The organism is Pseudonocardia halophobica (genome assembly GCF_050948485.1).
GTDB lineage: Bacteria > Actinomycetota > Actinomycetes > Mycobacteriales > Pseudonocardiaceae > Pseudonocardia > Pseudonocardia halophobica.
In genome coordinates, this window is sequence record NZ_CP192046.1 from 6,300,379 (window position 1) to 6,313,571 (window position 13,193).

At 74.0% G+C, this 13,193-nt stretch carries 12 protein-coding genes; 9 read left to right on the plus strand and 3 right to left on the minus strand.

Annotated elements, in window-relative coordinates:
* Positions 1–89 precede the first annotated feature (89 nt).
* From glgX to ACQP04_RS30095, 6 genes are all read left to right on the plus strand, one after another.
* Positions 90–2,117 carry a glycogen debranching protein GlgX gene (gene glgX / locus ACQP04_RS30070; RefSeq protein ID WP_433503895.1) on the plus strand — a complete coding sequence of 676 codons (2,028 nt, stop codon included), beginning with the start codon at positions 90–92 and terminating at the stop codon, positions 2,115–2,117.
* 155 nt (positions 2,118–2,272) lie between these two features.
* A complete protein-coding gene (locus ACQP04_RS30075) occupies positions 2,273–2,470 on the plus strand; it encodes a hypothetical protein (protein WP_433503896.1) in 198 nt (65 codons plus the stop codon).
* Positions 2,463–3,797, plus strand: a complete 1,335-nt coding sequence (locus ACQP04_RS30080) for a hypothetical protein (protein WP_433503897.1) — start codon at positions 2,463–2,465, stop codon at positions 3,795–3,797. The genes ACQP04_RS30075 and ACQP04_RS30080 overlap by 8 nt, the downstream gene beginning before the upstream one ends.
* A 180-nt stretch (positions 3,798–3,977) precedes the next feature.
* On the plus strand, positions 3,978–4,928 hold the full coding sequence (locus tag ACQP04_RS30085; RefSeq protein WP_433503898.1) for a ParA family protein: 951 nt from the start codon (positions 3,978–3,980) through the stop codon (positions 4,926–4,928).
* Positions 4,925–5,704, plus strand: a complete 780-nt coding sequence (locus tag ACQP04_RS30090; protein WP_433503899.1) for a PadR family transcriptional regulator — start codon at positions 4,925–4,927, stop codon at positions 5,702–5,704. Before ACQP04_RS30085 ends, ACQP04_RS30090 begins: the two co-directional genes overlap by 4 nt.
* A gap of 109 nt (positions 5,705–5,813) precedes the next feature.
* Positions 5,814–6,035 carry an FmdB family zinc ribbon protein gene (locus ACQP04_RS30095; RefSeq protein ID WP_433503900.1) on the plus strand — a complete coding sequence of 74 codons (222 nt, stop codon included), beginning with the start codon at positions 5,814–5,816 and terminating at the stop codon, positions 6,033–6,035.
* A gap of 36 nt (positions 6,036–6,071) precedes the next feature.
* Here the strand turns inward: ACQP04_RS30095 and ACQP04_RS30100 are convergent, their stop codons facing one another.
* The 3 genes from ACQP04_RS30100 to ACQP04_RS30110 form a co-directional block, all read right to left on the minus strand.
* Positions 6,072–6,509, minus strand: a complete 438-nt coding sequence (locus ACQP04_RS30100; RefSeq protein ID WP_433503901.1) for an SgcJ/EcaC family oxidoreductase — start codon at positions 6,507–6,509, stop codon at positions 6,072–6,074.
* 270 nt (positions 6,510–6,779) lie between these two features.
* A complete protein-coding gene (gene glgP, locus ACQP04_RS30105; protein WP_433503902.1) occupies positions 6,780–9,290 on the minus strand; it encodes an alpha-glucan family phosphorylase in 2,511 nt (836 codons plus the stop codon).
* Between the two features lie 49 nt (positions 9,291–9,339).
* Entirely contained in the window at positions 9,340–9,927 is a 588-nt protein-coding gene (locus ACQP04_RS30110) for a hypothetical protein (protein ID WP_433503903.1), read from the minus strand.
* On the opposite strand from ACQP04_RS30110, the gene ACQP04_RS30115 reads away from it, so the two are divergent.
* From ACQP04_RS30115 to ACQP04_RS30125, 3 genes are all read left to right on the plus strand, one after another.
* Complete coding sequence (locus tag ACQP04_RS30115) at positions 9,883–10,560, plus strand: alpha/beta hydrolase-fold protein (RefSeq protein WP_433503904.1); 678 nt, start codon at positions 9,883–9,885, stop codon at positions 10,558–10,560. The genes ACQP04_RS30110 and ACQP04_RS30115 overlap by 45 nt on opposite strands.
* A complete protein-coding gene (locus ACQP04_RS30120; RefSeq protein WP_433503905.1) occupies positions 10,557–11,075 on the plus strand; it encodes a MarR family winged helix-turn-helix transcriptional regulator in 519 nt (172 codons plus the stop codon). The genes ACQP04_RS30115 and ACQP04_RS30120 overlap by 4 nt, the downstream gene beginning before the upstream one ends.
* 122 nt (positions 11,076–11,197) lie before the next feature.
* Positions 11,198–13,171 (plus strand): alpha-1,4-glucan--maltose-1-phosphate maltosyltransferase, encoded by a 1,974-nt coding sequence (locus ACQP04_RS30125; protein WP_433503906.1) that lies wholly within the window; start codon positions 11,198–11,200, stop codon positions 13,169–13,171.
* The last annotated feature ends 22 nt before the right edge of the window (positions 13,172–13,193 follow it).

A 13,193-nucleotide genomic window follows, 5' to 3' on the forward strand; every position in this document is an offset into this window, starting at 1 on the left:
GATCGGACAGATCGGGTGTGACGCTCTGCACTGAGGTTTCTGCGCCGGCGGGCGATCCGGGGGAACTCACCCCCTTATCCTCGCCGATCGTGCCTGTCTTCCCGTTGGGTGCCCACGTCGACGACACCGGGGCGCGCTTCGCCGTCGCCTCGACCAGCGCGGACGCCGTCGAGGTGTGCCTCGTGGACGGCGCGCCCGGCGAGCTCGTCGAGCGGCGGGTGGAGCTGACCGAGCGGACCTTCGGGGTGTGGCACGGGCACGTGCCGGACGTCCGGCCGGGACAGCGCTACGGCTTCCGCGTGCACGGCCCCTACCGCCCGTGGGAGGGCCACCGCTTCAACCCGCACAAGATCCTCGTCGACCCGTACGCCCGCCGGATCGACGGCTGCGTCACCGACCTCGACGCCGCCCGGGGCTGGGTCGACGACCCGATGACCGGCCCGCCGAGCACCGTCGACTCGCTCGGCGCCGTGCCCTTGTCCGTGGTCGAGGCGCCCGACGGCACGCCGCTGCCGCCGCGCCCGGACGTCCCGTGGTCCGAGACCGTGATCACCGAGCTGCACGTGAAGGGCTACACCGCGCGGCACCCGGAGGTGCCGCCGGGGCTGCGCGGGACCTACCTCGGGCTGGCGCACCCGGCCGTCGTCGAGCACCTGCAGCGGATCGGGGTCACCGCCGTCGAGCTGCTGCCGGTGTGCGCGAGTGCCTCCGAGCCCTCGCTGCTCGAGCGCGGCGCCCGCAACTACTGGGGCTACTCCACGCTCGGCTTCCTCGCCCCGCACAGCGGGTACGCGAGCAGCCCGGGCGCCGAGACCACCGAGTTCCGGTCCATGGTGGACGCCCTGCACGCGGCGGGCATCGAGGTGATCCTCGACTTCGTCCCCAACCACACGTGCGAGGGCGGCGTCGGCGGCGTCACGCTCTCCTACCGCGGCCTCGACGCCCGCGCCTACTACTCGCTCGGCGGGCTCGGCCACGACGCCGACATCACCGGCACCGGCAACACCCTCGACGCCGGCTCCCCCACGGTGATCCGCCTGGTGTGCGACGCGCTGCGGCACTGGGTCACCCGCTACGGCGTCGACGGCTTCCGCATCGACCTCGCGTCGGTGCTCGGCCGGCCGCACTCCGGTCCGTTCGACCCGAACTCCGCGCTGCTCACGGCGATCGCGCAGGACCCCGTGCTGTCGACGTGCAAGCTCATCGCCGAGCCCTGGGACGCCACGGGCGAGGGCTACCGGGTGGGCGGCTTCGGCGTCGCATGGTCGGAGTGGAACGGCCGCTACCGGGACGCGGTGCGGGACTTCTTCCGCGGCCACGGGCACATCGCCGAGTTGGCCTCGCGCGTGACCGGCAGCTCCGACCTCTACGCGCTGTCCGGGCGGCGGCCGTGGGCGTCGGTCAACTTCGTGACCGCGCACGACGGCTTCACCCTGCGCGACCTCGTCTCGTACGAGCGCAAGCACAACGAGGCCAACGGCGAGCAGAACCACGACGGCACGGACGACAACCGCTCGCAGAACTTCGGGGTGGAGGGCGAGACGTCGTCGCCGGTCGTCCGGGCTCGGCGGCGGGCGGCCGCGCGAGCCATGCTCGGCACGCTGCTGCTGTCGATCGGAACGCCGATGATCCTCGGCGGCGACGAGCGCTGGCGGACCCAGCACGGCAACAACAACGCCTACTGCCTCGACGACGAGACCACCTGGGTCGACTGGTCGCCCGACGAGCTCGACCCCGGGGCGGCCGAGGCGATGACCCGGTTCACCGCGCGGGTCGCCGCCATCCGCCGCTCCTCCCCCGCCCTGCACCGCGACCGCTTCCTCCGCGACGAGGAGGTGCGCTGGTGGCACCCCTCCGGGCGGGCGCTGACCCACGAGGACTGGCACGACGCACACGCCCGCTCCCTCGGCCTGCTCGCCGGGGAGTGGCTGTTCCTGCTGCACGCCGGCGGCTCGGGTGCGGCGTGCGTGCTGCCCGGCGGCGGGTCGCCGCTGCTCCCCGTGCTCGACAGCACGAAGGAGGACGGCTGCCCGGTCGCGGAGCGGCCCCTGCGCCCGCGCAGCACCATCACGCTCCCGCCGCACTCGCTCCTGCTGTTCCGGCGCATCCCGGGCTGACGCCGCCGGTCGGCCGCACCCGTCGGGCGAACGGCCGAACTTCGACCCGGTCCCGTTTGTCCCTCCGGACCAGTCGGGCATCCGCGCGCACGCCGCCCGGGTGGGCGGCCCGCGGCGGCCACCGGTCGCCGCGCGAGCGGGAGGAGGACCGCGTGGTGACGACGGGACGACACCTCGGCCGCGGGCTCGCGGTCGGGGCGCTGGTCGGCGGTGTGGGCAGGCTCTTCTTCGCGCACCGGCGGCCCGGTCCGGCGTGGCTGACGCCGGTCGCGGGGGCGAGTGCGGCCCTGCTGGGGATGGTGGCGGCGGCGCGGGCCTCCCGCACGACCGGTGGGGAGCGGCGCGATGGCTGACCCGACGCAGTCTTCGGACCTGGCCGACATCAGCGGCTACATCATGCTCGGCAGCAAGAAGCTGACGCTGCGCATCCGGATCGAGGAGACGGGTGAGGCGCAGGTCGACGCCGACCTCGAGGGCGAGGAGGAGGCCGCTGCCCCCGGCGCCGAGGCCGGCCCGGACGAACTCGAGGACGAGGTCACCCCCGAGGACCTCATGGACGAGGACACGGAGTCGGAGGAGCCGGAGGAGGAGTACGAGGACTCCGACGACGCGTACGACGACTCCGACGAGGAGTCCGACGAGGACGAGGACGAGACCGAGGACGACTCCGACGACGGGTCCGACGAGGACGAGCCCGCCGAGGACGAGCCCGCCGAGGACGAGGCCGACGACGAGCGGGACGAGGTCGAGGACGAGGCGGACGAGCTGAGCGAGGCCGACGACGAGGCCGACGACGAGGCCGACGACGAGCTCGACGAGGGCGAGGAGGAAGCCGGGTACGACGAGTCCGACGATCTCGACGAGCCCGAGGACGACGACGAGGGGGCCGAGGAGGGTTCCGCCGACGACGCGGAGGAGGCCGACGAGGACGCCGAGTACGACGACCAGGACGACGCGGAGTACGAGGCCGACGAGGACGGCGAACCCGCCGAGGACGACGAGGACTACGCCGACGAGCCCGCCGCCCGCTCCGACGCCGGGGCCGGTCCGGACGCGACCGACGAGGACGACGACGTCGACGAGGACGAACTTGTCAACGAGGACGACGACGTCGACGAGGACGGCCTCGAGGACGAGGACGAGCCCGACGACGAGGACGAGCCCATCGACGAGGACGAACTTGTCGACGAGGACGAGCCCGACGACGAGGAAGACGGCTCCGGCGACGACGAATCCATCGACGACGAAGCCGCCGAGGAGGACGACCTCGTCGACGAGGACGAGCCCGCCGATGAGGACGAACTCGTCGACGAGGACGAGCCCGCCGAGGAGGACGAGGACGAGGCCGCCGACGAGTACGACGCCGCTGACGAGGAGGACTACGCAGCGGAGGACGAGGCCGATTCCGACGACGGCGCCGACGAGGAAACCGACGAGGAAGCCGGCGGCGGGCCCGAGGACGAGGCCGAGGAGCCCGAGCGCCCCGTCGACCACGACACCCCCTCCGAGGACGAGCTCCGCGACCTCCTGACCCCGCGCACGCGCCCGTCGCGCGTGACCAGCCAACGGGGACTGGCGAGCCGCGGGGCCCGGGCGCAGCGCAGCGGCGGCGGGTCGTCCGGACGCGGCGGCAAGGAGCGCACCGCCCGTCGACGCGGCCGCGGGCCGGACCCGGACTGAGCAGCGCTGCGCCGCCCGGCCGAGCCTCCCTTGCGACGATCGCGCGCTTCCGTTGACCAGAGCGGACGCCGTCGTCGCAAGGGGGTGTGTCGGTCCGTGCGGTCGGGTACGAGCGCAGCACGCTGCACCCAGGGCGGTGCGTTCCCGGCCGCCCGTCGTCGACGACTGCGGAGGTGGCCCGTGGCCAGACGCCCGAGCACCCGTGAGCGCGAGTCCGCGCTCGCCCGCGTGATCGCGATCGTCAACGACAAGGGCGGGGTCGGGAAGACCTCGATCGCCGCGAACCTGGGCGGGCAGTTCGCCGGGGCGGGCTACCGGTGCCTGCTCGTCGACCTCAACCGGCAGGCCAACCTCGCCGACGACCTCGGCTACCGCGGCTCGGAGATCGACGACGAGGGCGCCGGGCTGCTCGGCTCGATCATCGCCCGGACCCCCCTGCGCCCGGTGCAGGACATCCGGCCGCAGCTCGACGTGGTGTGCGGCGGCGCCCGTCTCGAGGACCTGACCCCCGTGATGGTCTCCCGGCTCCAGAACCACGGACGCGACGCCTTCCGGGTGCTGGGCGACGTCCTCGCGCCCGTCGCGCGCGACTACGAAGTGGTGTTCGTCGACTGCCCACCGGAGTCGACGATCCTCACCGACCTCGCGCTGGCGTCGGCGCGCTGGGTCCTGATGCCCACCAAGTCCGACCTCGGCGGGCTGCTCGGCATGACGCTCGTCGCCGAGCGGTTCACCCTCGCCCGCGAGATCAACGCCCGGCTCGGGCTGCTCGGCGTGGTGCTGTTCGCCACGGGCAGTCGCGCGCGGGCGGTGCAGGGTGAGGCCCTCGCCGCGATCGACGAGGCCTTCGGCGGCTCGTCGCCCCGGTTCGAGACCAGCATCCGGCACGCCGAGCGCACCGCCCAGGACGCGCGGCGCCTGGGCAAGCTCGCCCACGAGCTCGAGGTGGAGGCGGCCGCCCAGCCCGCCTGGTGGGAGGAGCTGCGCTCGGGCACCCGGACGAAGCGGATCTCGGCGACGGCCGCGAGCGTCGCCGGCGACTACCGGGCCCTCGGTGTCGAGGTGCTGTCCGCGCTGCAGGCGGCGGAGGAGGCCGAGCGTCCGCGCACCCGTCGGAAGGCGCGGGCATGAGCCGGGCGACCCGGGACCTCTCCTCGGCCTTCGGGTCCGCGGCCGCCGCGTTGCGTCCCGCGCGACGACGGCGCCGCCCCGCCGCCGACACCGCCGAGGGCACCGTGACCGACACCGACGACGAGACCGCGACCGACACGGACACCGCGACGGCCAACGACACCGACACCGGGACCGACACGGAGACGGACACCGAGTCCGACACGGAAGCCGACACCGACAGCGAGCCGGACACGGACACCGAGCCGGACACGGACGCCGCAGTCGCAGACCGGAGGAGCGATCCGATCCCCACCGACGACAGCACCGATCACCGCACACGCACCGAGGACGGCTCGATGAACGGCCGCACCCCCTCGCGAACGGGCACGACCCGTCGGCACGAGCGGAACGGCCTCCCGGAGCCACGCCGCACCCGACGGAGGACCGGGCCGACCGCACGCCGGGCCCGCCACGGCGAGGTGCGGCTGCGCGACGCCCGGCAGCTGGACCTGCTGATCCTCGCGATCGTCGAGGAGCGGCCGGAGAACGGGCGCGTGGTGCACAACCTGCTCCGCGAGCGCAGCGACGGGGTGTTCCAGCCCTCCCTGCAGGGCACCTACCACCGCCTCCACCGGCTGAAGAACGACCGGCTGATCACGCTCGGCCCCGCCCGGCGGAGCTACCGGCTCACCCCGCTCGGCGAGCGGATCCTGGCCGCGCGCCGCCGCGAGTGGGCCGCGTTCCGGCACGGGTTCGACAAGGTTCTGGGCAGTCCGGAGGAAACGACCCGCTGATCTCCGTTGCGGCAGCGGAACGTCCGGAGAGCGAGCGCTCCGCCGCCCGGCCGTGGATCACCGCCGCGACCGGTGACCACGGCGCACCTCGCGACGTATCCTCTCGACCATGCCGCGCTACGAGTTCCGCTGCCGCGAGTGCACCACGACCTTCGAGGTCGACCGCCCCATGGCCGCGGCCTCGGACCCGGCCGACTGCCCGCACGGCCACAGCGACACCGTGAAGCTCCTCTCCACCGTCTCGCTCGGCGGCCGCGCCGGCGGCGCCCCCGCGATGGCCCCCATGGGCGGCGGAGGCGGCTGCTGCGGCGGGGCGTGCGGCTGCGGCTGACCCGGCCCCGGTAATCAGCGCAGGTTCCACACGCGATCAGCGCGGGATCAGCGTGTTCTGCCGCGCCACGATCCACCACCGCCCCTGCTCCCGCACGAGCACGTAGAGCGCCGACATGGTGTGGTCGAGGTCGATCGGCGTGCCCTCGGCGTCGACGGCGCGGGCCAGCTTGCGCACGAGGGCGACGTCGGGCCGCATGAAGGTGACGTCGTCGATCTCGTAGCGGGCGTACTGGTCCTTCAGGAAGCCCCTCACCGCCTGCGCGTGCACCTCGCGCAGCGCCTCGAGACCCGCGGTCGCGCGGCCGTTCACTCCGACCGCGACGGCGTTCGCGGCGAAGTGCCGGGTCATCAGCTCGGCGTCGTTGGTGTTCAGCCCGGTCTCGACGTCGGCGATCACCTGCCGGAGGGCGGTGAGGTCGGCGGCGTGGTCGGCGGCGTCGGACACGGTCGGAGCACTCGTCACGGAGGTCATGCGGACACCCTCGGACCTCGACCCGAGTCGAGGTCAACCCCTGCCTACATGCACGAACGGCGCTCTCGCTCACCAGGTATGAGCGAGAGCGCCGTTCACCTCACGACCAGGCCGCGTCTCTCAATCCGGCGCCGCCGGGCCCGGTGATCCACGTCGTTCCCGGCAAGGCAGCCGGGCTGCCCTCATACCGGGCGTATTCGGGTGGCCCGGCAACGCCGGCGGGGACGGGGTGGGCGCCGGGAGCGGTGGTGGCGGGTTGGGAGACCCGGTCTAGGCCAGGACGACCTTGCCCAGTTCGGCGGGCGAGGCCAGGAGCGGGTGCTGCGGGAGGACCCGGACCGTGTAGCCCGCGAGGCCCGCGTGGGGCAGCGGGACCACGGCCTCGAACCGGTCCGCGCCGTCCGTGGCGCCGACGTGCTTCATCGCGACGCGGACGGTGTCGTCGAGCTCGTCCGCCTCGTCCACCCGGCCGACGATCACCTCGACGATCACGTCGTCGGGCGACAGACCGCCGAGGTCGACCGCGGCGCGCACGGTCATCGGCGCGCCGACGACCGGTGTGTCCGGCAGGCCGGACGCGTCGACGCCGGTGACCTGCACCTTCGTCCATGCCGTGTTGAGCTTCTCCCGGTACGAGGCGATCTCCTTCGCTCCGGCGTAGTCCGAGCCGGTGACCGTCCGGGCGGCCTCGGCGGCCGGCGCGTACCAGTTCTCGACGTACTCGCGGACCATCCGGGTGGCCTGCACCTGCGGGCGCAGCGTCTCCCAGGTGTGCCGGACCAGCCCGGTCCACTTCGGCGGCACCCCCGAGTCGCGCTCGTAGAACGCCGGCGCGACCTGGGTTGCGAGCAGCTCGTAGAGCGCCTGGGCCTCGAGGTCGTCCCGCTTGTGCGGGTCGTCGATGCCGTCGGCGGTGGGGATGGCCCAGCCGTTGCCGCCGTCGTAGAGCTCGTCCCACCAGCCGTCGCGGATGGAGAGGTTGAGCCCGCCGTTGAGCGCCGACTTCATCCCGGACGTCCCGCAGGCCTCGAGCGGGCGCAGCGGGTTGTTCAGCCAGACGTCGCAGCCCCAGTACAGGTAGCGGGCCATCGACATGTCGTAGTCCGGCAGGAACACGATGCGGTGCCGCACGGCCGGGTCGTCGGCGAACCGGACGATCTGCTGGATCAGCGCCTTGCCGCCGTCGTCGGCCGGGTGGGACTTGCCGGCGACGATCAGCTGCACCGGGCGGTGCGGGTCGAGCAGCAGGTCGCGCAGCCGGGCCGGGTCGCGCAGCATCAGCGTGAGCCGCTTGTAGGTCGGCACGCGGCGGGCGAAGCCGACGGTGAGCACCTCCGGGTCGAAGACGTGGTCGGTCCAGCCGAGCTCCGGCGTCGACGCGCCGCGCTCCAGCCAGGCGGCCCGGACGCGGCGGCGGACCTCGTCGACCAGCCGGGCGCGCAGGGCGTTGCGCAGCCCCCACAGCTCGGCGTCGCCGACGTGGTCGAGCGACGCCCCGGGCTCGCCGATCAGGCCGGAGACCTCGGCGGCCTCCCAGGTGTGCCCGTGCACGCCGTTGGTGACCGAGCCGATCGGCACCTCCTCGGCGTCGAACCCGCGCCAGAGGCCGCCGAACATGCCGCGCGAGACCTCGCCGTGCAGCTTCGAGACGCCGTTGGCCCGCTGGGCGAGCCGCAGCCCCATGTGCGCCATGTTGAACATGGCCGGGTCGTCCTCGGCGCCCATCGCGAGCAGCCGGTCGGTCGGGAGGCCGGGCAGCAGCGCGTCGGTGAGGTAGCGGCGGACCAGGTCGACCGGGAAGCGGTCGATGCCCGCCGGGACCGGGGTGTGGGTGGTGAACACGGTGCCGGAGCGGACCGCGGACAGCGCCTGGTCGAAGTCGAGGCGCTTCGCCGCCTGCAGCTCGCGGATGCGCTCGAGGCCGAGGAAGCCGGCGTGGCCCTCGTTGGTGTGGAAGACCTCGGGCTCCGGGTGCCCGGTCGCGGCGCAGTACGCCCGGACGGCCCGGACGCCGCCGACGCCGATCAGGATCTCCTGCTTGATGCGGTGGTCCTGGTCGCCGCCGTAGAGCCGGTCGGTGACGGTCCGCAGGTCGGCGTCGTTGGCCTCGATGTCCGCGTCGAGCAGCAGCAGCGGCACCCGCCCGACGGCGGCCTGCCACACCCGCGCGGCCAGCGTGCGGCCCTCGGGCATGGCGACCTCGACGATCACCGGCGCCCCGTCGGCGCCCGTGAGCAGCTGCAGCGGCAGGCCCTGCGGGTCGAGGACGGGATAGTGCTCGAGCTGCCAGCCGTCGAGCGAGAGCGACTGGCGGAAGTACCCGGACTGGTAGAGCAGCCCGACGCCGATCAGCGGCACCCCGAGGTCCGACGCGGCCTTCAGGTGGTCGCCGGCCAGCACGCCGAGGCCGCCCGAGTAGTTCGGCAGCACCTCGGACACGCCGAACTCCATGGAGAAGTAGGCGATGCCCGCGGGCAGGCCCTCCTCGCCCTGGTACCAGCGGTCCTCGGCGAGGTACCGGTCGAGGTCGGCGGCCAGGCCGGCGACGGTCTGCACCAGCTCGGTGTCCTCGGCCAGCTCGGTCAGCCGCGCGGTCGGGATCTCGCCGAGCAGCCGCACCGGGTCCTCCCCCGAGCGCTCCCACGCGTCGGGGTCGAGCGTGGCGAACAGCTCGCGGGTGGCCGGGTGCCAGCTCCACCGCAGGTTGGTCGCCAGGGTCTGCAGCGGGGCCAGCCGTTCGGGCAACTGTGCGCGGACGGTGAAGCGGCGGAGGGCTCTCACGGGGGCGGAGACTAGTACGGGATCGGTACGGTGACCGATCCAGCGGGCCTCAGGAGCCCTGCTGCTCCAGGCGGTCCAGCACCGCGGCGGCACTGAAGCGGTCGAGCCGGAAGGACTCCGGGCCGAGCGCGTGGACCCGGTTCTCGGTGAAGGCCGGCAACGACCCGAGCACCGGCCCGGCGGTCCGGAAGCCGGCCACGTCCTCGTCCGTCGCGTTGACGAAGAACAGGGAGGCGTCGCCGAAGACGCCCGCGTTCTCCCCCGCCACCGGCACGACGTCCCGGCGCACCTCCGACCCGCCCAGGCCCGACGCCCCGCACGGCGCGACCGCCTTGAGCCGCAGCCCCAGCCCGGTCAGCAGCTTGCCCTTGGCCGACTCCGCCGTGAACACGTTGAACCCGTTGTCGGTGACGGTCATGGCCACCGCCTCGCGGCTCGTGTCCAGCCCGGCGCCGACCGCGGAGGTCCGGGCGGTGTACTCCTGCTCGGCCGCGGTCGCCTCGGCCCCGCGCCCGAGGTCCCGGCCCAGCTGTGCGGACAGCTCCTGCCACGAGAGCCGGCTGTGGTCGAGGACGATCGTCGGCGCGATCGCGTGCTCGACGACCGGCTGCCGGACGGGCGCGGCGTCTGGCTGCACGACCCCGCCGGGACCGACCCCGCCGAGCCGCTCCCGGTCGCGGTGGTGCTCGACGGTGAGCGCTGGGCCGGGGTGGGCCTGCCCGCCACGCTCGACGGCCTGCTCGCGCGCGGGGACCTGCCCCCGGTCCGCACGGGCGGCGTGGCGTCGGGGCCGCTCGCGCAGCGGTCGCGCGAGCTCGCCTGCGACCCTTCCTTCGTGGCCGTCCTGCGCGACGACGTCCTGGGCTGGGCCGCGGAGCGGCGTGCGCTGTCCGCGGAGCCCGGCCGCACCGCCGTCGTCGGGCAGAGCCTCGGCGGTCTCACGGCCCTCTACGCCACCCAGGTCGCGCCGGAGCGCTTCGGGCTCGCGCTGTCCCAGTCCGGCTCGTTCTGGTGGCCGAACCCCGTCCGGCGGCGCCGCGGCCGAGTGGCTCACCTCGGTGGTGCCCGACGGGCGGCGCACCCACGGCGTCCACCTCGAGGTCGGGACGGAGGAGTGGGTCCTGCGCGAGCCGACCCGCCGGCTGCGCTCCGCGCTGCGGGCCCGCGGCGACCGGGTGCGGCACCGGCGTTCCGCGGCGGTCACGACCTCGCCTGCTGGCGGGCCGGGCTGGCCGACGCCCTCGCCGGGCTGCTGCGAGGGACCCCGTGACCGGGTCGGTGCCCGACCCGTCGGGCCGGCGGGCCGGCGAGGCGGTCCTCCTCGCCGCCGCCCGCCTCACCGCCCTGCTCGACGAGGCCGCCTCGGCCGAGGGCCTCACCCCGCTCCAGGCCCGGTTCCTCCGGACCCTGCGCGACCCCGTCCCCCAGGGCCGACCGGCCGCGGCGCTCGGCATCGACCCCGCTCGGGTGTCCGCGCCGACCCGCGAGCTGGCGGAGCGCGGCCTGGTCGAACGCGTGCGGGCCGACGGGGACCGCCGGCAGCGGGTCACCCGGCCGACGCCCGAGGGCGAGGCCGTGGTCGCGCGCGGCGGCGCCCGGCTGGCGGCCGCCACGCCGCTGACCAGGGCGCTCGATCGGGTGGAGCGTGAGCGGCTCGCCGAGCTGCTCGAACGGGTGGTCTCCCACCCGGGCGCACCAGCGGCCGGTCACGCTGAGCAGCCGGACCGACCGCTCGCCGACGGCGGGTCGCCGGGCGGTCACGACGGCTCGGTGAAGAGCATGTGAACCCGTGTCGCCGCGCCCGATCCCGTTACGCGCAGCGGTGGACGGGGTAGGTACGGTTGTGACGCACACGATGGCGGGGCTTCCGTGTGCGCAATCCGACGACGAACGCGGGGGTGCTGTCGATGACCGGTCGGCTCGGGATCGATGACGTCAGTCCCGCGGTGGGCGACGGCCGTCATCCCAGCAAGGCCGTGGTCGGCGAGGTGATCCCCGTCCGCGCCACGGTGTGGCGCGAGGGGCACGACGCCGTCGCCGCCAACGTGGTGTGGAAGCGGCTCGGCTCCACCGCGCAGGCCGAGCACGTGCGGATGCTGCCCGACGGGGTCGGGACGGACCGGTTCGTCGCCACCGTGATGCCGGACGAACCGGGGCTGTGGACCTTCCGGGTGGACGCCTGGAGCGACCCGTGGGCCACCTGGCGGCACGCCGTCGAGGCCAAGCTGAAGGTCCACCAGACGGCCGACGAGCTGGCCAACGACCTGGAGACGGGCGCCCGGCTGCTGCAGCGCGTGGGCCGGCGGCCCAGCGAGCGCGCCAACCGCGACCTGCTCTTCGGCGCCGCCAACGCGCTCCGCGACACCGCCCTGCCGCTGCACGCCCGGGTCGCCCCGGCGATGTTCCCGGCCGTGCACGCGATCATGACCGAGCGCCCGGTGCGCGAGCTGATCACCCGCGGCCGCACCCAGCAGGTCTACGTCGACCGCGAGCGCGCGCTGTACGGCTCCTGGTACGAGTTCTTCCCCCGCTCCACCGGCGGGCGGGACGAGACCGGCCGGGCCGTGCACGGCTCGTTCGTCACCGCCGCCAAGGAGCTCGACCGGGTCGCCGGCATGGGCTTCGACGTCGTGTACCTCCCGCCGATCCACCCGGTCGGCACGGTGCACCGCAAGGGCCGCAACAACTCCGTGCACGCCGAGCCCGGCGACGTCGGCTCCCCGTGGGCCATCGGCAGCGCCGACGGGGGGCACGACGCGATCGACCCCGAGCTCGGCACGATCGACGACTTCGACTCGTTCGTCGCCCGCGCCAAGGACCTCGGCATGGAGGTCGCGCTCGACTTCGCGCTGCAGTGCGCGCCGGACCACCCGTGGGTCGAGGCCCACCCGGAGTGGTTCACGGTGCGCCCGGACGGGTCGATCGCCTACGCGGAGAACCCGCCGAAGAAGTACCAGGACATCTACCCGATCAACTTCGACAACGACCCGGCCGGGCTCTACGCCGAGGCGCTGCGGGTCGTGCTGCACTGGGTCGAGCACGGGGTCCGGATCTTCCGGGTGGACAACCCGCACACCAAGCCGCCGAACTTCTGGCACTGGCTGATCTGGCAGGTCAAGGCGCGCTACCCCGACGTCCTGTTCCTGGCCGAGGCGTTCACCCGCCCGGCCCGGCTGTTCGGGCTCGCGCGGCTGGGCTTCACCCAGAGCTACACCTACTTCACCTGGCGCACGGAGAAGGAGGAGCTGACCGAGTTCGCGCTCATGCACGCCGAGCGCTCCGACGAGGCCCGGCCGAACCTCTTCGTCAACACCCCGGACATCCTCCACGAGTCGCTGCAGACCGGCGGCCCGGCGATGTTCGCGATCCGCGCCGTGCTGGCCGCGACCATGTCACCGACCTGGGGCGTGTACTCGGGCTTCGAGCTGTTCGAGGGCACCCCGGTCAAGCCGGGCAGCGAGGAGTACCTCGACTCGGAGAAGTACGAGCTGCGCCCGCGGGACTTCCAGGCCGCGCTGAACGAGGGCCGCTCGCTCGAGCCCTTCCTCGGCCGGCTGAACGAGATCCGCCGCGCCCACCCGGCGCTGCAGCAACTGCGCGAGATCCACTTCCACGAGGTCGACAACCCCGAGCTGCTCGTCTACTCGAAGACGGACCCGGCGAGCGGCGACACGGTGATCGTGGTCGTCACGCTCAACTCGCACGAGGTGCGCGAGGGCTTCGTCCGGCTCGACATGCCGGAGCTGGGCCTGGACTGGCAGGACCAGTTCACGGTCACCGACGAGATCACCGGGGACATCTTCCGCTGGCAGGAGCGCAACTACGTGCGGCTGCAGCCGCTGGAGAACGTCGCGCACATCCTGCGCGTGCACCGGGGCTGAGCCCCTCACCCTTCCGACGACG

Bases quoted from the DNA above. Each gene is read 5' to 3' on its own strand.
- ACQP04_RS30080 (WP_433503897.1), top strand. From the start codon at position 2,463: ATGGCTGACCCGACGCAGTCTTCGGACCTGGCCGACATCAGCGGCTAC.
- ACQP04_RS30090 (WP_433503899.1), top strand. From the start codon at position 4,925: ATGAGCCGGGCGACCCGGGACCTCTCCTCGGCCTTCGGGTCCGCGGCC.
- ACQP04_RS30095 (WP_433503900.1), top strand. From the start codon at position 5,814: ATGCCGCGCTACGAGTTCCGCTGCCGCGAGTGCACCACGACCTTCGAG.
- ACQP04_RS30100 (WP_433503901.1), bottom strand. From the start codon at position 6,509: ATGACCTCCGTGACGAGTGCTCCGACCGTGTCCGACGCCGCCGACCAC.
- ACQP04_RS30125 (WP_433503906.1), top strand. From the start codon at position 11,198: ATGACCGGTCGGCTCGGGATCGATGACGTCAGTCCCGCGGTGGGCGAC.